At 41.5% G+C, this 20855-nt stretch carries 17 protein-coding genes and 2 pseudogenes; 14 read left to right on the top strand and 5 right to left on the bottom strand.

Translation table 11 applies throughout. From position 1 onward, the window contains the following. The 6 genes and pseudogenes from ENH88_RS18140 to ENH88_RS18165 all read left to right on the top strand — a co-directional run. Positions 1-212 (top strand): annotated as a pseudogene (locus ENH88_RS18140) (hypothetical protein); the annotation flags it as partial. Then, complete coding sequence (locus tag ENH88_RS18145) at positions 206-658, top strand: alpha/beta hydrolase (RefSeq protein WP_304184404.1); 453 nt, start codon at positions 206-208, stop codon at positions 656-658. The pseudogene ENH88_RS18140 and the gene ENH88_RS18145, both read left to right, overlap by 7 nt. Before the next feature lie 90 nt (positions 659-748). Next, on the top strand, positions 749-1642 hold the full coding sequence (locus ENH88_RS18150; RefSeq protein ID WP_304184406.1) for a sulfite exporter TauE/SafE family protein: 894 nt from the start codon (positions 749-751) through the stop codon (positions 1640-1642). A gap of 262 nt (positions 1643-1904) precedes the next feature. Beyond that, positions 1905-2525, top strand: a complete 621-nt coding sequence (locus tag ENH88_RS18155; protein ID WP_304184409.1) for a TetR/AcrR family transcriptional regulator — start codon at positions 1905-1907, stop codon at positions 2523-2525. Next, complete coding sequence (locus ENH88_RS18160) at positions 2525-3853, top strand: efflux RND transporter periplasmic adaptor subunit (RefSeq protein WP_304184412.1); 1329 nt, start codon at positions 2525-2527, stop codon at positions 3851-3853. The genes ENH88_RS18155 and ENH88_RS18160 overlap by 1 nt, the downstream gene beginning before the upstream one ends. A gap of 20 nt (positions 3854-3873) precedes the next feature. Then, entirely contained in the window at positions 3874-7014 is a 3141-nt protein-coding gene (locus ENH88_RS18165) for an efflux RND transporter permease subunit (protein WP_304184415.1), read from the top strand. A 54-nt stretch (positions 7015-7068) separates the two neighbouring features. On the opposite strand, the gene ENH88_RS18170 is transcribed toward ENH88_RS18165, so the two are convergent. The 3 genes from ENH88_RS18170 to ENH88_RS18180 are packed head-to-tail and all read right to left on the bottom strand — an operon-like array spanning position 7069 to position 9195. Then, complete coding sequence (locus ENH88_RS18170; RefSeq protein ID WP_304184416.1) at positions 7069-8259, bottom strand: NAD(P)/FAD-dependent oxidoreductase; 1191 nt, start codon at positions 8257-8259, stop codon at positions 7069-7071. Between the two features lie 9 nt (positions 8260-8268). Further along, positions 8269-8589: a 2Fe-2S iron-sulfur cluster-binding protein gene (locus ENH88_RS18175; protein WP_304184418.1), complete on the bottom strand. Its 321-nt coding sequence runs from the start codon at positions 8587-8589 to the stop codon at positions 8269-8271. 15 nt (positions 8590-8604) lie between these two features. Next, on the bottom strand, positions 8605-9195 hold the full coding sequence (locus tag ENH88_RS18180) for a carboxymuconolactone decarboxylase family protein (RefSeq protein ID WP_304184419.1): 591 nt from the start codon (positions 9193-9195) through the stop codon (positions 8605-8607). Between the two features lie 222 nt (positions 9196-9417). Between ENH88_RS18180 and ENH88_RS18185 the strand changes: the two genes are divergently transcribed. The 7 genes from ENH88_RS18185 to ENH88_RS18215 are packed head-to-tail and all read left to right on the top strand — an operon-like array spanning position 9418 to position 18102. After that, a complete protein-coding gene (locus ENH88_RS18185) occupies positions 9418-10497 on the top strand; it encodes an alpha/beta fold hydrolase (protein ID WP_304184420.1) in 1080 nt (359 codons plus the stop codon). Further along, the gene (locus ENH88_RS18190) at positions 10497-11717 is read left to right on the top strand and encodes an NAD(P)/FAD-dependent oxidoreductase (protein WP_304184421.1); all 1221 of its coding nucleotides are present in this window, start codon (positions 10497-10499) and stop codon (positions 11715-11717) included. The genes ENH88_RS18185 and ENH88_RS18190 overlap by 1 nt, the downstream gene beginning before the upstream one ends. A gap of 39 nt (positions 11718-11756) precedes the next feature. Next, positions 11757-12899: an acyl-CoA dehydrogenase family protein gene (locus ENH88_RS18195; RefSeq protein WP_304184422.1), complete on the top strand. Its 1143-nt coding sequence runs from the start codon at positions 11757-11759 to the stop codon at positions 12897-12899. Then, positions 12896-14443 (top strand): amino acid adenylation domain-containing protein, encoded by a 1548-nt coding sequence (locus tag ENH88_RS18200; protein WP_304184423.1) that lies wholly within the window; start codon positions 12896-12898, stop codon positions 14441-14443. The genes ENH88_RS18195 and ENH88_RS18200 overlap by 4 nt, the downstream gene beginning before the upstream one ends. Before the next feature lie 32 nt (positions 14444-14475). Then, the gene (locus ENH88_RS18205) at positions 14476-16023 is read left to right on the top strand and encodes an NAD(P)-binding domain-containing protein (RefSeq protein ID WP_304184424.1); all 1548 of its coding nucleotides are present in this window, start codon (positions 14476-14478) and stop codon (positions 16021-16023) included. Between the two features lie 10 nt (positions 16024-16033). Then, positions 16034-16624 (top strand): chorismate--pyruvate lyase family protein, encoded by a 591-nt coding sequence (locus ENH88_RS18210; RefSeq protein WP_304184426.1) that lies wholly within the window; start codon positions 16034-16036, stop codon positions 16622-16624. A gap of 2 nt (positions 16625-16626) precedes the next feature. Then, complete coding sequence (locus ENH88_RS18215; protein WP_304184427.1) at positions 16627-18102, top strand: cytochrome P450; 1476 nt, start codon at positions 16627-16629, stop codon at positions 18100-18102. 46 nt (positions 18103-18148) lie between these two features. Here the strand turns inward: ENH88_RS18215 and ENH88_RS18220 are convergent, their stop codons facing one another. Further along, positions 18149-18817: a helix-turn-helix domain-containing protein gene (locus ENH88_RS18220; RefSeq protein ID WP_304184429.1), complete on the bottom strand. Its 669-nt coding sequence runs from the start codon at positions 18815-18817 to the stop codon at positions 18149-18151. 384 nt (positions 18818-19201) lie between these two features. After that, a pseudogene (locus ENH88_RS18225) lies at positions 19202-19399 on the bottom strand (ABC transporter ATP-binding protein); the annotation flags it as partial. Positions 19400-20011: 612 nt separating this feature from the next. On the opposite strand from ENH88_RS18225, the gene ENH88_RS18235 reads away from it, so the two are divergent. After that, a complete protein-coding gene (locus ENH88_RS18235) occupies positions 20012-20854 on the top strand; it encodes an alpha/beta hydrolase (RefSeq protein WP_304184432.1) in 843 nt (280 codons plus the stop codon). Position 20855 lies beyond the last annotated feature (1 nt).

Consider the following 20855-nt stretch of genomic DNA (forward strand, 5'->3'; position numbering starts at 1 on the left):
GCTACATCTGCTGGAAACAAATGCGGGCAATCAAGGCTGAGTTATATAGAGTCGAGCGTGAATACTGCGAAAACAAACCTAAAGCACTATCAAATAAAGAATTTCTTACTCAATGGTTAGATATATTGGAGCTTTATCCAAAGTTTGGAAAAAAGGCGAATTTTGCACGGATAGATTTCGTCAAAAAGCACCTAGCAAATAATGTATGGTGAAGTTATGGAAACATCTCGTTGTAATCATTTTTAGCCTTGTATTTAGTGGCTACGGTTTAGCATTTGAAATTAAAAGCAGCAATTTTGTCGGTCAAAAAACCAAGATAGCGCAATTAGCTGATCAGTACGATGTGATTATTGTAAACCCTGACGGTAATTACGGCACTTGGTATTTAAATTCGCCAGTGCTTAACGATTCCCAATATGAAACTTACATAGCAGAAGATGTTGTCAATGATATTGATAATAGCTATTCGACCAACCGGTCTAAAATGAGGCGAGGGATCACAGGTCTTTCGATGGGCGGCTTTGGCGCACTCAATGTTGCTATCAATAATCAACAGGTGTTTGCCGCTGTGACGTCTATGTCTGGTGGTGTGGATTTACGCCCCTTTGCTGCTGAGTTTGGTATTGCAAAAGTACTAGGTGAATGTAAGCCGATATAACAATAGCGATCAAATATGGTCCAAATAGACTATTTATAAGAAAAAGAACAATGTTAGCATTGTGTTAAAGTTGGGTTGTTGAGAGCAAACATGCTTTATAGATTAGCTCGGCCAAATAGTTGGCCGCTGTATTTTACTTTACTAGTGTATGCGAGCCTTATTTGGTTGCAGGGTTTTCAGTCGGCTGCTTATCAGATTATTGCGGAGCTGGATATTGCGTTGACTATGGCTCTTGGTTCGTTTGTTGCCGGCGGAACGGCGTTGGGGGGCGGTGCTGTCGCGTTTCCGGTAATGACCAAAGTACTTGGTATTGAGCCTAGTACAGCCAAAGTGTTTTCTCTGGCGATCCAGAGTTTTGGTATGACCGCTGCGACAATTACGATTATATGCCGGCGGATCCCCGTTTACACAAATGTTATTCTTATGGCATTGCCTATGTCGGCATTGGGCGTTGCTTTGAGTTTACTTTATATTGCACCATTTTCTCCTCGCTTAGTGGTGAAGTCTATTTTTAGTTTTTTGCTACTGTGCTTTGCCTTAACATTATTACTACGGTGGTGGCGCAAAGCGCACCATCTGCCGAGCCGTGAATTTATCAAACCCGCTTTACCACGGTTTATGTTGGTTGCTTTTGTTGGCGGTATTCTTAGTGGTTTGGTAGGGTCGGGTGCCGATATTGCTCTATTTGCTTTATTGGTTATTGCTTATAATGCCGATATTAAAAAGGCAACGGCCACGTCGGTTATTGTTATGGCCTTTACTTCGTTGGTGGGAAGTGCCATCAATGCCTGGTATTTACAGCAAATCACCCCAGAAATTGAAAGTTACTTACTCGCGGCTATACCGGTTGTGGTAATTGGTGCGCCATTAGGTGCCTATGTGTGTGCTAAGATCAAAGTAGGTCAGTTGGTTAGTTTTTTACTCTGCTTAATAGCCATTGAAGTTGGTTTTACCTGCTATGAGCTGTATATGCAAAGCAGCTAAACATATTTTACTTAACTGAATAATACCAATCGACTTAAATATTTAACCATTCTAGCGCGCTAAATAAAGCGCTAACTGCGTTAGTAATTTTTCATGTAGAACAACTAGATGTCAAAATTTCTGCCTTGTTATCAGTGTATTTTTCTGTCGCTATAAATGGTCAGTAACTTAACACGATTGGTATAAAAACCAAGCAAATGATTGACAAAAAGTAGTGATATCTATTAAATTAATCAAGTGATTAATTTAATTTGAAAATAGCATGGAAAACAAACAAAGAGGTCGTCCTGTCGATCCATTAAAACAGACGCTACAAAAGAACAAATTAATTTTAGCTGCGCAAACATTATTAAACAGCAAATCTTATAGCCAAATTACAATTCGCGATATCGCCGCAGAAGCTGAAATTAACTCGGCAATGATTAAGTATTATTTTGGTGGCAAAGAGGCATTATTTGTCGCATTAATTGAGCAATTAGCAGATGCCCAGCTAGGGCAATTTGAGCGTTTACAACAGGCTGAAAAACCACTACTACAGTTTATTTTGATTATTGATCAAGTGATGCAGGCACAACCCGGTTTAGTGCACCTTTTACATGAAGAGGTATTGCATAAAACTACGCCGCTTGCTTATGCCTTTATGGATGCGTTTCCAGCTCGGGTATCGCAGTTTCTGCCTGCTTTAGTTGCCAAAGAAACAGGCATTGATGACCCTCAAGTTGCAAAGTTAGCGGCGTTTAATTTGGTCTCCCTTATGCTTGCTCCTTTGGTATTAAAAACTATTCGTCGCCAGGCTTGGCAAATAGCTGATGAAACAGTGCAAGGCTCTGAATGGGCAGAACATTTATATCACAGCTTCTTAAATGGATTGAGGAGAATGTAATGATAGGTTGGAACTTTCAGGCAAAACGCAATTTACCTATTTTGCTCGTGTTGGCAGTGTTAATGGTGGTATTAATTATTAAATTACTGCCATCTTTAGCACATGAAGCTGTGTCGCAGCAGGGTTTTCCAGCAAGCTATCAAGTGCTTAAACCTGAAATGATCCAACCGAGTATTGTTGGTTTTGGTGATATTGAAGCAAACGTGCAACTAAAAAGTATTGCCGAGGTGGCGGGAAAAGTTGTTTACGTTCACCCTGCCTTAAAAAAAGGTGAGTTATTTAGCAAAAACACCTTACTGCTAAAGCTTGATGATAGTGATGCACGGTTACGCCAAGCTCAAGCACAAGCTGCTGTAGCGAGTGCAAAGTTGGCACTGGCCGCAAAGCAAATAGAGTTAAAAAACACACAGCTTGATATTGAGTTAAGTCAGCATAAATTGGCTATCGCAGAATCGGAATTCGCAAGAATAGAGCGCTTATTTCAACAGTCGACGGTTGCAACGGCACAGTTAGATAATGCACAGCAAGCCTTGCTTATTAATAAGCAAGAGTTACAACAATTGGAAAATAAAAAGAGCTTATTTCCACTAGAAATATCAGCCCTAGAAGCATCGATAAAACAAGTTGAAGCTGATTTAACGCAAAGTGAACTGGCTATTGCAAGAGCTGAAGTGCGCTTACCATTTACGGGACGTATTCAACAAGTGCATGTTGAGCAAGGACAATTTGTTACTCAGGGCACGCCATTATTTGTCGCTAGTGACATTGCCAAAGTACTTATTAATGCACAATTTAGCTATCAAGCATTTCATGAATTTAGCGGTTTTTTTGCTACGCCGCCAAACGTTGCTACCTTGTCATCACAAGGCATGCAGAGCTACTTAAGTGAGCAGATACTCAGTGCAGATGTATCGTTATTAGGCAATGACGGACAAATATGGCAGGGCCGCATTGAGCGCTTTAGTGATGCGCTTGATCCGCGCAGTCAAACCATTGGCGTGGTAGTGAGTGTCGCAAACAGTTATCAACACATTGAGCCAGGTGAACGCTTGCCTTTACTCACTGGAATGCGGGCAAAAGTGCGTTTATCAGCAAAAGCCCAAGAATTTATTGCCATCCCACGGCATTTAGTACGCAATGGCTTTGCTTTGTTTGCCGATGAAAACAATCACCTATTGAAATTAGCGGTCGGTAACGCGCTTAAACAGGAGCATGCATATCTCTTCAAGGTGACCGCGATGAACCAACAAAGGCTAATTACTACTGACTTATTCCCCATTGTTGAAGGGATGTTATTGCAGCTTGAGCAAAGTCCTACACAGAGCTAGGTAATCTACAAAGGAGGTAGATGATGATCCGTTTTTTTGCTAAACATCCCACCGCAGCTAATATTTTAATGCTGCTATTAATCGCCGTTGGGGTTGTTAGTTTACCGCAATTAAAACGAGAAACCCTACCGCAAATTAATAGCTACGAAGTTGATATTATGGTGCCTTATCCAGGTGCATCGGCAGAGAATGTTGAGCAGAAAATCTGTTTAACCCTTGAAAAAGCCCTTGATGGTATTAGTTTTTTAGCTGAAAAGCGCTGTGTTGCACGGCAAAACATGGGCCATATGACGGTGAAAATGGCTGAGCAAGGTCACTTTGCACGTTTTACTGATGATGTTAAAAGTGCTGTGGATGCGATTGATGATTTTCCAAGTCAAATTGAGCAGTGGCATATTACAGAAAAAGACCGTACACAAGATGTCGTTAGTGTTGCAATTGCAGCCCCCCTAAGTCGGGTTGAATTAAAGGCATTAGCAGAGCGTTTTAAAAGACAATTACTAAGATCACCAGAAATACCCATTGTTGAAATTAACGACTTTTCTGCACATCAGCTTAGAGTGACCGCGTCGCAGCAAACACTCCGTCAATATGGATTGAGTCTAGCTGATTTAGGGCAAGCATTAACACAGCAAAATATTGAACTACCGTTAGGAACATTGGAAACTGCTCAAGCAGATACACAAATCCGCTTAATGGAAGAGCGTAAAACAGTTAATACGTTAGCCGATATTGTGGTGGCATCGGGAGAGCAGGGTAATGATGTGCGACTTGGTGATCTTGCGCAAGTACAAGACACATTTGAACGTATCGAAAAGCAAATTTTTTATAACGATCAGCCGGCAAGTGTGTTAACGATTAAAAAGAACTCTCAAGATGATAGCTTGCGAGTATTAGCGGCAGTCGAGCAAATGCTCGCTGAATTCCAACAAACATTACCTAATACGGTAACCGTCACGCTGACCAATAACAACACCAGTATTGTTAAAGATCGTATTGCCCTATTGATCAGCAATGCTTGGCAGGGATTATTATTAGTGTTTGCGGTTATGTGGCTATTTTTTTCATTGAAATATGCATTTTGGGTCGTGATGGGCTTGCCGGTTTCTTTTCTGGCGAGTTTCTTTTTAATGCTGCATTTTGGGGTGTCGATTAATATGCTCTCAATGGTGGCGTTGTTATTGGCGCTCGGTATTTTAATGGATGATGCAATTGTTATTGCTGAGTCGATTGGCAGCAAAGTTGATCAAGGCTTAGCGCCCGCAGCAGCGGTGATTGCCGGTACGAAAGAAGTACTGCCTGGGGTGGTGTCGTCGTTTATAACGACCTTGTGTATTTTTGTTGGGCTGATCTTTATTGAAGGTAATTTAGGGCAAATTTTGAAAGTGATCCCTATTGTGCTGATCTCGGTTATTACCGTGTCATTAATTGAAGCATTTTTTATTTTACCCAATCATTTACATCACGCGCTTAGTAAGCACTCGAAATCAGCTAAAGTAACGAGCTTCTTGGGGCAAATTAAAACCCAGTTTGAAACTCAGTTTAAGCGCTCTCAAAATGGTATCTTAATAGTCAACCAGCAACTTATAAAATACCGATATCTAGTGCTAGGTAGTGTGCTCGGGTTACTGCTTTTTTGTATTGCGATGCTGGCGTCGGGGGTATTAAAGTTTACCGCATTTCCCGATATTGATGGTGATGTAGTGCAAGGCCGACTCCTGTTGCCAAATGGGACACCGTTTGAAAAAACTCAACAACTAATGCAGCAGATTGAACAGGCACTAGCGCGCACTGCAGCATCGTTTGCGGATGTTGAAGAGCAAGATTTAGTGCAAGCCGTTACGGTTGTGTATGGCGAAAATCCCGATTATCAAGACCAAGGGGCTAATTTAGCCTATATCTCCATTGACTTACTCAGTGCAGAGCTACGCCATACTGCTATTCAAACATTTTCAGAACAGTGGCGAAAGGAATTAGGCCCGTTACCCGATGCATTGGCTTTTACTATCAAAGAGCCGAAACTAGGGCCACAAGGTCGGGCTATTGATGTGCGCTTACTCGGTGATGATAAAGCTGAACTTGGTATGGCTGCATTTGAATTAAAAACCTGGTTACAAGGTTATCAAGGGGTGCAAAATATTGCTGATAATATGCGTCCAGGAAAACCTGAATATCAGCTCAGGCTTAAGCCAGGTACTGCGGCTTTAGGTATTAATGCTGCGGTAATTGCTGAACAATTAAGGCCTGCTTTTCAAGGTATGAAATTAATGCAGACTCATGTTGGCCTTGAAGATTATGAGGTGACAATAAAGCTAGATACGTTAAGCATTGATGAATATAGTGATTTTGATGACTTTGCCATTATACATCCACAGTCTAAGATTGCCATTCCATTAGCGGCACTGGTTGATATTGAAGAGAGCCGTGGCTATGCGGTAATTAACCGAGTTGATAATTATAATAGTGTTTCTGTTTATGCTGATGTCGATAGCCAGCTCACAACAGCCGCAGCTGTGGTGGGAGACTTGCAAAAAAGCTGGTTATTAGAATTTGCTGAGCGTTACCCTAATTTGCATTATACCATTGAAGGTGAAGTAAAAAATGCCGCGATCACGCAAAACTCTATGCGTCGTGCAATGATGTTGGGCATGATTGGTATTTTCTTATTATTAGCACTGCAATTTCACAGTTATATTGAACCGTTGATCGTCATGGTATCCATTCCATTTGCATTAATTGGTGTGGTGATGGGCCATTTTATAATGGGCATTAATTTTTCTATGCCTTCGTTGATGGGGTTTATTTCTTTAGCGGGGATTGTGGTTAATGACTCAATATTGTTAGTGCAGTTTGTTAAAAAGCGCGTTAAATCAGGAATGTCAGTTCAAGATGCAGCAATACAAGCCAGCCAAGATCGCTTTAGAGCGGTTATTTTAACCTCGGCAACCACGATTGCAGGAATGACACCGTTACTTTTTGAAACCAGTTTACAAGCGCAAATCTTGATCCCATTAGCCACCAGCATTGTATTTGGTATTGCCATGTCGACTTGCTTGGTTTTAATTGTATTACCCTGTTTATATGTCATCCTTGAAGACTTTGGTTTTGCTAAACCCCATAGTCATAGCCAATTAGCAACAAGTGATACAGTAACCGTGTAAACTAATAAAAAAGCACCTCAGACGGTGCTTTTTAAGTACTTTGAGGGGCGTTATTTACTGTGGCTGGGAGGTCGCTTTGATGATTGCAGGTTGTGCTAGTATTTTTTTTGCTCGCATAAAGTTTTTGACATTATTAACACAATCAGCGGCAATTAATTGTTGCTCTTTGTAATACCAAACAGTTAATTGCTTATCTTGGTTATGCTCAACTATGAGCTCATCATAACCAAAGTTGAGCCCAGCAAGCTGAATTTTACAATCGTATTGATCAGACCAAAACCAAGGAACGGGAGGTTTTGGAGGGGGAACAGCGCAGATCACCGCAGCCGCTATTTTAGCTTGCGAAATAGCATTAGGTACCGATTCAATACGTGTTGCATGACCACTAAATGGTTCAATTGCCAGAGTACAGTCGCCAGCTGCGAAAATGTTAGGATCGGTGGTTTGACAGTGTTGATCAACCACAATACCGCCTTGTTCTACCAATAATCCCGCATCATACGCTAATTGCACATTGGCGGTTGCACCAATGCCAACAATGACTAAATCAGCGGCAAATTGCTGGCCATTGCTACAATGGACGTGTTCCACCTTGTTACTGCCAGATAAAGCGGTTATCTGTGTGTTAGTAACAATATTAACACCACGCTGTTGATGAAGTTGGCTAATAAAATTAGCAAGCGGTGGGGCAGCAACGCGCTCTAAAATACGTGGGTTTTGTTCAATAATGGTCACCTGATGGGCTAAAGTACGCAGCACTGCGGCCGTTTCTAAGCCAATATAGCCACCGCCAATCATGACCACTTTTTTGCTGCGCTGGTTTTGCAACTGCTCAGCAATACGTTCAATATCACCTATGGTTTTAATATAAAAAACCTGACTTAAATCACTCCCAGGTATAGTGAGTTTTCTAACTTGGCTGCCAGTGCACAGTAGTAATTTATCGTATTGCCAAACATCGCCATTGAGACATTCTATAGACTTAAGTGTGGGAGAGATTGTTTTTACTTTACAGCCTAATTGTAGGTCAATATGTGCTTTGTCATAGGCTGCTTGTGGCTTTATCTGTAATTGTTGCGCAACGATTTTGCCGCTCAGATATTGCTTTGATAAAGGTGGGCGGTGATAAGGTAAGCTCTGCTCAGCTGAAAAGAGTATGATTTCACCTTGCCAGCCATTTTTTCTTAAATTAAAAGCGGCCTCGGCTGCTGCGTGACCACCGCCAATAATGATACATCGTGCCATTGCAGGCTCCTAATATTGTGATTCTGGGAGCTTAACAACAAGGCCATGATGTGAACTATTGAGTTTTATTTGACAACTCAAACGGCTAAACTCGTTTGGCTCTATGACCATTTCAAGCATTTGACCTTCATTGTTGTCGGGTTTTGATACTTTGTCTTGCCATTCATCGGAAAGATAACAGTGGCAAGTCGCACAGCTCCCTGAGCCACCACATTCACCTTCAATTCCTGTAACTAAATTTTCAATCGCTGCTTGCATCAGCGAAGCTCCCTCTGTGGTATGCACTTCAATATGCTCACCATCAGGCTGAATAAATGTGATTTTTGGCATGGTTGTCTCCTTTACTTAGGCAAACTGAGTTAAGTGATTAATTTCTTCTAAAATGGCTGCGGGATCGGTTTCTAATTGACTATCCATGGCGGTATTCCATCGATTTAAAAAACCACAAATGGCGATAATCGCTGCAATTTCAATAACCGCAGGTTCTGTAAAGTAAACGCCTAACTCGTCGTAGTGTTGTTGCTCAAGGTGTGCTGGTGAAGTACTCGTTGCAAATGCAAAACGTAACGCGGCTTTTTCAGCTTCGCTGTACCAATCACTGGTTGCAAATTCAAATGCGGCAAGTACTTTTGCTCGGTTTACATTTACGCGGCTGGCGATATGTGAAAAATGCCCCTGACAATATTGGCAGCCAGCAGCATTACTACTAATGGTGGCAATCGCCCATTTTAACTCTGTCTCTATGTGTTTTAACTGGTTTAAACAGGCAAACAGTTGTCCAAAGGCACTGGCTAACATGGGGTTTTTTGCCATTGTTAACATCCCATTAGGAATAAAGCCTAAGTTATCTTCGATACTCTGATAAATAGGCTCTAATTCAGGCGTGTTCTTCCTCTCTACAGGCTGTACAAGTTGGTTAAGGCTACTATTCATCATCCTCACTCCGAGTGTCGTAGGTTTTATTTAATGTAAATTTTTTGTATTACTTTTCCTATAGTCCTAATGGACCAAAGCCATAGTCCACAGGAACTATGTTTAAAAAATGTTAATGGGCGTAGGGTGGAAGGAGATGAACAGTCAATATTAAAAGTCATCGATACTAAGCATGCTGTTACTTTTCAGCTGTTTGTAAGTGACTATTATTTAAAGGAAATGACGATGATTAATGAACTTATCGATTATATTAACCACGACCTATTAGACGGCGCTGCGCCAGATTTAGATCAGCACACGCCGCTGTTAGAATTAGGTATTCTTAACTCTTTGTCGATGGTGCGGTTACTTGCCCACGTTGATCAGCGCTACGGTGCGAAAGTACCAGAGCACGATATTAACCCAGTACACTTTGAAAATGTTGCTACATTGTCGGTATTGATCAACAACCTCTCGACAATGAAACATCAACAAGCACAGCAAACAGTATCAGAATTAGAACGCTTAGTGAGTTTACAACAAAGCTATGGCATTCAACGTGAGTTAGTCGATGCCGGCAGTGGTTTTAAACAGCATACCTTAAGGGTTAAAGGAAAAGACAAAGAACCTTTATGGATTTTATTGCCGGCACTGGGTAATCCGTCAACATCTTGGTCATCTACGCTACGTTCTGTACAGGGCCGTCATAATGCTGTGGCGCTCGATTTGGCCGGTTTTGGGTTAAGTCAAAGTGCTAATGAGTCACCATCTTATATCGATCATGTTGAGTTTACGCTGCAATATTTAGCAACCCTTGAAGAGCAAGAATGGGTGTTAGTTGCTAACTCAGCAGGCAGTATGATCGCCACTGAAATTGCGCGGCGTTTCCCAGAAAAAGTTATCGCTTTAGTGTGTAGCGGCTTTGGCTTGGTTGAAGATGTTGATAGCTGGTGGGCAGATCTACAAAAGATGTCTTCTGCACCAGAGCAATTTTTAGCAGCTGCTTATTATCATCCTCCCAAAATGACTCCAGCATTAGAAGATTTGCTAAACGATGTGTTATCACGCCCAGCTTATCATTCATTTTTAGATCAATACGCGCGTCAAGCCATGGCAACAACTTTTGATGGTGTCAACGTACCGACTTTATTTATTGCCGGTGAGCACGATCAGATCATTCCCCCGCAGTGGAGTGAAAAAGCGGCTGAAAAACTGCCTAATGCAGAGGTGGTGCGATTATCTCGCTGTGGCCATTTTTCAGCATCAGAAAGACCCGAAGAATTTGTTTGGGTGGTTGAAGACTTCTTAACAAGAGGAGTAATGTAATGGAAGGCTTTAAACATTATGATGTGGTGATCATTGGCAGTGGTCCTGCGGGAAGTTTATGTGGTATCGAATGTCGAAAAAAAGGCATGTCGGTACTGTGTATCGAAAAAGAAGAATTTCCGCGCTTTCACATTGGAGAGTCTTTAACTGGTAATGCGGGTCAAATTATTCGTGACTTAGGCTTAGCTGATGAAATGAACGCCGCAGGTTTTCCTGATAAACCAGGTGTAAATGTCATTGGCTCGTTATCCAATAATGAGTTTTTTATTCCTATTTTGGCGCCTACTTGGCAAGTACGTCGCAGTGATTTTGACTCGATGATCAAGCGCCGTGCTGTTGAGCATGGGGTTGAGTATCAAATTGGCTTGGTGAAAGACGTCATTCAAGATCAAGGGAAAGTGGTTGGCGCTATTTATAAGGCTAATGATATTGAGCACCAAGTACGTTCTAAAGTGCTGGTTGATGCAAGCGGACAAAGTACCTTTTTATCACGTAAAGGCATTGCGGGTAAAAGACAAATTGAATTTTTCTCGCAACAAATAGCTTCTTTTGCTCACTATCAAGGTGTTGAACGTGATTTACCGCCTTTTTCAACCAATACTACGATCCTTTATTCTAAGCAGTATCACTGGTCTTGGATCATCCCGATCTCTGCAGACACCGATAGTTTAGGCATTGTGATCCCCAAAGACCTTTATTATCAAGAATGTAAAAATCCTGATGAGGCTATTGCTTGGGGGATGGAACATATTAGCCCAGAGTTAAAGCGGCGCTTCAAAAATGCGGAACGCATTACTGAACCTCAATCCATGGCTGACTTTTCTTATCGTATTGAGCCTTTTGTTGGCGATGGGTGGTTATGCATTGGTGATGCGCATCGCTTTTTAGATCCTATTTTCTCCTATGGTGTGTCGTTCGCGATGAAAGAAGGAATGCAGGCAGCAACGGCAATAGAGCAAGCGATTAACAGCCAAGATTGGCAAACGCCGTTTTACGCATATCGCGACTGGAGTAATGGTGGTCAACAAATAGCCGCTGATCTTATTCGCTATTTTTGGATTTATCCGATTTTCTTTGGTTACCAGATGCAAAACCCTGATCTACGCGATGAAGTGATCCGCCTGCTCGGAGGCTGCTGCTTTGATTGCGAAGGCTGGAAGGCCCCCACTATTTTCAGAAATGCAATTGCTGAATACGATCGCAAACAAATGGCCGGATAAGAACATGTTTTAGCTGTGTTCTTTACTAAGGAGATGAGCATGAATTTTGAATGGACAGATGCACAACTTGAGCTCTATGAGCATGCCTTAAGTTTTGCGAAAAATTTAGATTGCCCAGCCGTTGCGAGCGGTGAGTTTCCACAGCAACTTTGGCAAGCGCTTGGAGATTTTGGTTTATTTGGCTTGCCAGTCGATAGTCGTTACTCACCAGTTGGCTCGGGTTTTGATATTTTGACAACGGTTAAAATTGTTGAAGGGCTTGGGCAAGGATGCGCAGACACAGGAATTCTCTTTGCAGGGGCTGCTCATACCTTTGCGTGTGTAATGCCAATTTATGAACACGGTAGTGAGCGATTAAAAACCGAACTGCTACCGGCATTAACGCAAGGCCAAAAAATTGCTGCGAATGCGATTTCCGAAGCGGAGGCCGGCTCTGATATCGCTAAACTTGCTACCAAAGCAACCCGCGAAGGGGACTACTACATTATTCGCGGTGCTAAGTCTTATGTGACTAATGGTGCTGTGGCCGATTACTTTGTGACATATGCGACCAGCAACGAAAAGTTTGGCTATTTAGGTCAAACGGCTTTTGTTATACCTGCTGATTTAGCTGGCATAGAGGTTGGCAAAAGTTATAAAAAACTGGGCCTTAACTCGGCACAATTGAATCAGGTTTTTTTTGATGATGTGAAAGTACATAAAGATTATGTACTAGGTGCTGAAGGGCAAGGGGCACGGATTTTTGCAGCTTCTATGGATTGGGAGCGCTGTTGTTTATTTGCATTATTTGTTGGAGTTATGCAACGCGATCTTACCCGCTGTATTGAATTTGCTAATACACGCAAACAAGGTGGCAAAACCATTAGCAAGTTTCAAGCGGTTGCACATCGTATTGCCGATATGGAAGTGCGCTTACAAAGTGCTCGTTTGTTACTTTATTTTGCAGCTTGGCAAAAGTCTCAAGATGTTGACAACACCAAAGCCGTGGCATCAAGCAAACTAGCCATTAGTGAAGCCTTTGTGCAATCGGGTATTGATGCTATTCGTATTCATGGCGCAATGGGTTACTTACAAGAAAGCGCTGTAGATAGCAGCATACGCGACGCTCTTGGGGCTGTGTTGTTCTCGGGTACTTCTGATATTCAAAGAGAATTGATCTGTAATCGGTTGGGACTGTTATGAATATTTTAAGTGACGTATTTCAGCGTGGACTCAGTGTTGCAAACCCTGATCGTTTGGCGGTAAGTGATGGTAAGTATGATTACAGCTACGCACAGTTACATATAGCAATAGGTAAAGTTAGCCGCTGTTTAAGTGATTTGCATGTGCAACGCGGGGACCGCGTTGGCTTATGGGTTGATAAGTCTTGTCGAGCGCTGGCTGCAATGTTAGCAGTAACACGAATAGGCGCAGTGTATGTACCCATTGATCCGATGAATCCGCGCCTAAGAGTTGAAGTCATTAGAGAAGATTGCCAACTTAAAGCAATTGTTACCAGTGCAGATAAATTTTCGCATTATTGTCAGCAACAGCCTGTGGATTGTGCATTTATTCTTGTTGATGAACTTCCCGTTAATGAATCACAGAACGCCGGTTCAGGGCTTCATAAGGTATTGACATGGCAAGACATTCAACAGTGCTCAGCACAATTAGAAACGCAAACCGTTCACCCAGATGAGCTGGCATATATACTTTACACCTCAGGTTCCACTGGTACGCCGAAAGGAGTAAAAATAACGCATCACAATGCATTGGCATTTATTAACTGGAGTATTGACGAGTTATCGGCCACTACGAAAGACCGCTTTGCTAACCATGCGCCTTGGCACTTTGATTTATCGGTGCTGGATATTTATGGCGCATTGGGAGTGGGGGGCAGTGTTCATTTGCTTGATGAAATGACCAGCTATGTGCCCAACAAGCTGATTGAGTTTATTAGTAAACACGCAATTACGATTTGGTATTCAGTGCCTAGCGCTTTACAGCTTATGCTTAAAGCGGCGCCCGATTTAGCGATTCAGTGTCCGCAGTTACATACGCTTATTTTTGCCGGTGAAGCTTATGAGATGAAAGCATTAGCTCAGCTGCGAGAGGCTTTTGCCGCGGCGCGCTTATATAACTTTTATGGTCCAACTGAAACAAACGTGTGTAGTTTTTATAAACTGCCATCGCAGTTACCAGAGTTATTGCCGATTGGTCATTCTGCTAGTGGCGCTAATATAACCATATGTGATCAGCACGGTGAGCAAGTTGCCGTTAATCAACATGGTTTTATTACTGTCGTAGGGCCAACAGTGTTTAGTGGGTATTGGGGCATGGAGCCAAATGGCACGGATCGCTACAACACCGGTGATATTGGCTACTTAAATGAGCAAGGAGAGCTAATGTATGTGGGTCGTGAAGACCATATGGTGAAAGTAAAAGGTTACCGAGTACATTTAGCCGAAGTTGAAAGAGCCATTTACAGTCATCAACAGATCACAGAGTGCGTCGTGTTGTTAGATCAAGGACAGCGGCTGCATGCTCATATCGCCTGTAAAAAAGGCACTCACTTGTCGCTGCTAAGTCTAAAAATGCACTGTGCAAAACGTTTGCCCAAGTATATGTTGCCGGAGCAACTAACGTTATGGCCGGTGTTGCCAAAGAACCGTAATGGTAAATTATCGCGACGCTGTTTAAGCACTTCTCACCCAGCACATTTACAACCTCATTCAATAACAGCCTAACAGACTGAAAGCCACTTATTAAGGAGTGAATAATGAAAAAAACAATAGCGGTCATTGGAGCCGGTTTATCGGGTATTGCAGCGATAAAACAATTAACGGATGACGGTCATCAGGTTATTTGTTTTGAAAAAGCAGAGAGTTTTGGTGGAGTGTTTGCTGATAAGAAAATTTATGATGATTTACATTTGACTATTTCCAATTACTTTATGGCTTATTCTGACTTTTTACCCAGCCATCAAAAGCTCAAATTTTGGTCAAAAAAAGAATATATTGAATATTTGGGTGAGTATATAAAACGCTTTGCTTTGGCACAGTATATTCGCTACGGTCATACCGTTATGAAGTTGGAAAAAGTGGCAGAGCAATGGCAAGTCAGTTACCGCAATGACGAGGGTGAACAGCAGCAAGTTGTTGATATGGTAGCGGTTTGTTCAGGTCATTTTCAACAGCCCAAAATGCCTGAGCTGCCAGGTTTAACTGAGTTTCAAGGTGAAATACTGCACTCTCATGATTATCGTGATAAAGCGGCGTTTACCAACAAGCGGGTACTCTGTGTTGGGTTAGGCGAAAGCTCTGCAGATATTACTGCTGAGATCTCGCAAGTGGCGAGTCGTTGTGTCTTGTCTTTGCGGCGTTATCATGCTGTTGCGCCACGCTATATGGCGTTTCAAGAAGATCCTTATTTTACTATTGACACTTCTTGGTTAACTTCGCGAATAGTAAATAAATTACCACATCATTATCACGGTGGGATTACCAAGCATATTTTCAATAAGTATGTGAACAGCCGCAATGATCATGTACGGATCCGAGGGGAGTGGTTGAAAAAGTCGGGCCCCTCTCATCATCAAGCGGTTACTAAGAATGAGCGTCTGTTTAAACCGATAGCAGAAGGTAAGGTAATCCCCAATATTGGGGGAATTGAACGCTTTGAAAAAGATGCGGTGGTGTTTAAAGACGGAACAAAAGAGAGTATCGATGCGGTGGTTTTTTGTACTGGCTATCAACTGAACTTTCCGTTTTTAACAAATACAATCACGAATATGCGTGATTTGTATAAGCAAATGATCATTCCTGAACAAGGCCATAGTCTTGCTTTTATTGGTTTTGTTAGGCCTCAGCAAGGAGGTATTCCAGTAATTGCTGAAATGCAATGTCGCTACTTATCGCAATTAGCAAGTGGCTTGCAGCAGTTACCTGGTAAATCAGAAATGCTGGATATTATCAAACACGATGCGAAACATTGGCAAACTGAATATAAAATTACCCCCCATGTGGCCTCATTGGTAAATTACTGCCATTACATGGATTCAATGGCTAAATTAGTGGGCTGTATGCCGACCATTCCGAGTTTATTCAAAGATCCGTTACTTAGAGTTAAGCTGTTGCATAACCCGCAGTTTGCTATTCAGTATCGCTTGGCTGGCCCTAATGAAATGACACACACTGCCAGAGAGTTTTTATTGAGTTTTCCTAATATCAGTTCGTGGCCGCGCATTATTCATTTCGAATTGGCATTGTTGACACAAAAACTATTGGCACGACTGCGGGCTGATGGCTTGCGCGGGCTGAGTCGTTAGGAGCAAGCTCATGATCAACTTATCTAAAAAACATCTCTATAACCGCGCCCGAGATTTAGATCCGGATAGTTATAATCTTAGTAAATTGAGCTATCTGCAAAAAATAATTTTAGGGACAGATGGTACGGTAACACAACTTATAGAAAGTATTGTTGGTGAACCATTAAAGTTAGAAAAATTAGCTGAAAGTGACTTACCACAATGTATTGGTAAAGGTGCTCAGCGACGCATTATTACCTTAAATGGTGCCTTGACTGGATTGCCTTATCTGTACGCAGACTCTTTAGTTTATCACCACAACATGGCAGCTGATTTTTCTCAAGCGTTGCTAGAAACTCGTATGCCAATTGGCAAAGCGTGGGAAAAGTTTCAAATTGAAACTTATAAAACCTTAAAGCACTGGGGTTTTGAACGTGCAGCAACAACCGCTAAACACTTCGTTATTGAGCCTGATGAATTATTACTGTATCGCACTTATTTTGTGTACTCGCAGGGCAAAATTATTTTCGAAATAACCGAAAAGTTCCCCTGCCGCTGGTTTATCCAAGCAGAGCAACTTAACCAACAACCAGAACTATCAACTTTAGTGAGTGGAATTTAATTATGAAACACGCCGATAATGTTGTGCTTGAGCAACAAACCCCTTTTGACATAAATGAGTTAAGCCATGAAATTCCTAGTTTTAGCCTAACCAGTGATGACGGCCAAAGGTTTATGTGGGGAGAAGATTTTCATCTTATTATAGAGTCACTGTCGAAAAAATATGGCGATATCTATGCCATAGACACAGCTAAAGGACGCTTGCTGATATTAAATGGTTATCGTTATATTAAAGAAGCGTTAGTGGATCAAAATGATGTCTTTAATGCACGTGCCGATTTCAATATTTTGCAAATTGCACCACAAAAGCATTTTCTTGAATTAGAAGCGGGTGAGCAATGGCAATTACATCGTCGCGTGTTTGCCGCTGCTATGCGTGACTATTTTGCAGAGCGTTGGCAGCAAATCGAGCAATGGATGACCACTGAGATTGACGATATAGTTGCTGTGTGGCGGGAGCAAGCTGGTACGGTGATTGACCCTAATCGAGAAGTATCGCTGAAATTAGCAAGTTTTTTACATAAAGTAATGTTTGATCAACGGTTTGGAGAATTTGAAAAAAGTATTTTTGATGAAAAAAGTTTAAGTTGGTTACCAAACGGCTTTATAAATAGTACGCGCTGCGAGTTAATGCCAGTATCTGAACAGCCCGCGTATATTGCCCAATATGGTGATGCAATTGATAAATTCACTAGTAATTTAAATGGCTTAGATCAATATGTTTCACATAATGTCGCGCAGCGTAATGAGAGTTATGTTGCGGGTGAATATCGAGACTTATGCGATTATTTATTAGCCGCCAATAACGATATTGATGAGGAAGTAAAGGCGAAACTAGCGATTGGCGAAAAAGAAGTTGTGGTGGGCTCTTTGACGCAAGTAGCAGGTGCAGGAGGAGGTGTAGGAGCTTTTGCGATGCGCTGGGCGCTATTGTACCTTGCGGCTTTTCCACGTTATCAGGCGCGAGTGCATGCAGAGCTCGATCGTGTCGTAGGGCGCCAGCAAGTCCCATTAAATTGTCATAAAAATCAGCTGCCTTATACGCAAGCTTTTATTGCTGAAGTACTAAGGCATTGCTCAATTACTTCAATGCCAGCGGCTAACTATGCGACCAGCAAAGACACCATGTTAGATGGTTATTTTATTGCAGCTGGTACGCCCTTAGTGATTAACAATTATAGTTTGACGCGTGATGAAACGCTATGGCAAGACCCCGATGCTTTTATGCCTGAACGATTTTTAGATGACAATGGTGAGCTTAGCAAAAAGCAATTAGGTAAGTCGTTTCCATTTGGATTAGGGCAACGTCGTTGTTTAGGCGAGCATTTAGGTAAATATATTATTCATACACTTTTTGCGCAATTGGCGCATCAATTTAAATTCTCTCTACCAGCAGGGCAGCATACTGATTTAAAGGCAATTTCAGGTGTATTTCTCGTCCCAGAAACGGTGCAGATCTGCGTACAGTATCGTCATTAATCTATAAAATAAGCCACCTGCTCTAGGTGGCTTAAAGGCAAAATGACTATAATGCATAGCTGTTTTTGCGAAGCGCCATTGCTGCGGAGCGGTTTGGTGCATTTAGCTTTTCCAAAATTTTCGCAACATGGTTTTTTACCGTAAATGGACTGATCCCGAGTATTAAACCGATTTCGACATTTGTTTTTCCAGAGGCTATCCAATCAAACACTTCTTTTTCTCGACAGGTGAGGGTGCTAAGTGGGCATAGATCTGAGGATTCAGCACAAAAGCGAGCGACATGCGCTTTGTGGATGTAGGGTAATATTAACTCAATTAAATAGGATGCAGGGGCAGTTCGGTTTGAGCGTTTGTTATTAAAGCTGATTAATGACAAAAAGCCAGAGTCAGGGTTGTCTAAATTATATAAGCTAACATCAGCCAGTGGGTTTTGGCACTTACAAAAGTGTTTAAGTACTGAAATATTGGTGGTTTTTTGAGTTATAAAGTGAGCGAGCAGCTGTTGTTTAGTTACTTCGTTAAATGACACGGCTAATTCAGATTTAATTTCATAGCCTGATTTACTGATCAACGCGAGATACAGGCCTTCTGCTTCCGCAAACGACATGACCTCTTGAAATAAAGACAGATCAAATGTGCGCTCTTTTAAGGCTAGTTTTAGTTGCTCTATTGACTGCAATATACCCGCCAATTCCTTTGTACAGCCTAAAAACATAATCCTCTCCTTTTGATACTCTTACACGATTCCTAAGTCGTGGTTATTAATTAATTAACCACGCGATTAATTAAACACGAATAGTAATGCAAGCGCAATAATTAAAGTGAATTTTACGTGAAATTTATGTTAATTTGATTTATCTAATCGTTTGATTAGTTTTTATTATAGTGACTAAAGATGGCTGTATTATGAATGTAGGGACTTAAAATTTCCGGTTACTAAAACAATATCAGTCAATAAAAATAGTGTTTAGTTGGTGAGGGAAATACAATGGTAACGAGAGATTGTCGGTAGGCTGGGGGTTTATAACAAAATATAAGTAAGAGGTGAGAAAATACAAGGCACTAGGTGGAGCCTGAGTACCTTGTAGTTGAAATTTATTTACCCCACACCAATAAAGCCACCGGTTTGATGCGACCATAGCGCCGCATAAATACCGCCTTGCGCTATGAGCTGTTCGTGACTGCCTTGCTCTACAATCCCTCCATCGTCAAGTACTATGAGTCTGTTCATTTACGCAATCGTTGATAAGCGATGAGCAATAGCAATGACGGTTTTTCCTGTCATTAACACATCGAGTAATTTCATCACCGACTCAGGCACGGCCAGTGAGGTTTGCATTACTTTGGTGGCAATTCGACCCGCAAACTCACTTTGATAAAAGTCAACGAATAGCCATTGGGTATTACCCAATAGTGCTTGGTGTAGTACGGCAGAATGAAAAAAATACCACCAGCGGTAAAATAACCAGTAGTACCACGTCATTTTTATCAGCTCAGATTTTTGCTCTACAAATAATGTGTCAGGGGGTATAGACGCTTAACCAATCAACTAACCAACCCATAACTAAACAATGACACTTCCATGTCTTTGGTGTAATGGCGACAAAAGGCGAACAGCGTGCTGAGAGGGGCTTGGTTTATCGGTTGGCAACGGCTTGGTCATTCGCTCAAATAATTGATACATTTTAATCGCTTAATAGACAAAAAATAGACCTACGCTATAACATAGGGAACGTTATTTGGCAGTGCTTTAGCCAGCAAAAATTACCTTTATAGCACTCAGTTGATAACACTATAAAAGTTATAAGTGGTTTTTATTCAGTTGTTTACATTAATGAAAAACAATGAAATTATAACTGAGCTATTTGTATTATTTAATAACTGCGTTAGTAACTCGCTTGGAGCTTAGATGAAACACATTGTTTTTTTGTTATGTATTTGTATTAGTAGTTTTTCAGCATACAGCTATGAGGTGATCAGCAGTTCGTTTAAAGGTCACAATACTGGCATTGAGAAGCCCATTACGATTGTGTTGCCAGCTCATTATAATGCTAAAGAAAAATATAATGTTATTTATGTATTGCACGGTTTTAGTGGTAACCATTCCGATTGGACAACGTTGACCAATATCGCAGAGCTTGCTGATCAATATAACGTGATTGTTGTCAATCCCGATGGTAATTATGGCTCATGGTATCTTGATTCAGACATTAATAAACAGTCGCAGTACGAAACTTATATTGCCAAAGATGTGGTTAACTTTATTGATAGTAATTATGCCACCAGGCGTGCAAAGCAAGGCAGAGCTATCACGGGGCTGTCGATGGGTGGCTTTGGGGCATTACATATTGCAATTAATCATCAAGATACATTTGTTGCTGTGAGTGCGATGTCAGCGGGGGTTGATGTGCGTCCATTTGCAGCTGAGTTTGATCTTGCGCAGGTATTAGGTGATTACGCAACGCATAAGCAAAAATGGTATGACATTGCCATTATAAACAACTTACATAAACTGGCTGCGGGCAATACGCGTTGGAAAAAAACTGCTGATGACCTAGCTATTATGCTTGATATTGGGGTCGATGATTTTTTTATTGAACAAAATCGTGATCTGCACAAAGCGTTATTGGCAATGCGTATCCGCCATGATTATGTTGAGCGTCCCGGTGTACACGAATGGCGCTATTGGCAAAAAGTCATTCCTTATCAATTTTTGTTTTTAACGAGTCACATGCAACAAGCTGTTGAGTAAA

The organism is Pseudoalteromonas prydzensis, assembly GCF_011050055.1.
In the GTDB taxonomy this organism is placed as follows: Bacteria; Pseudomonadota; Gammaproteobacteria; order Enterobacterales; family Alteromonadaceae; genus Pseudoalteromonas; species Pseudoalteromonas prydzensis_A.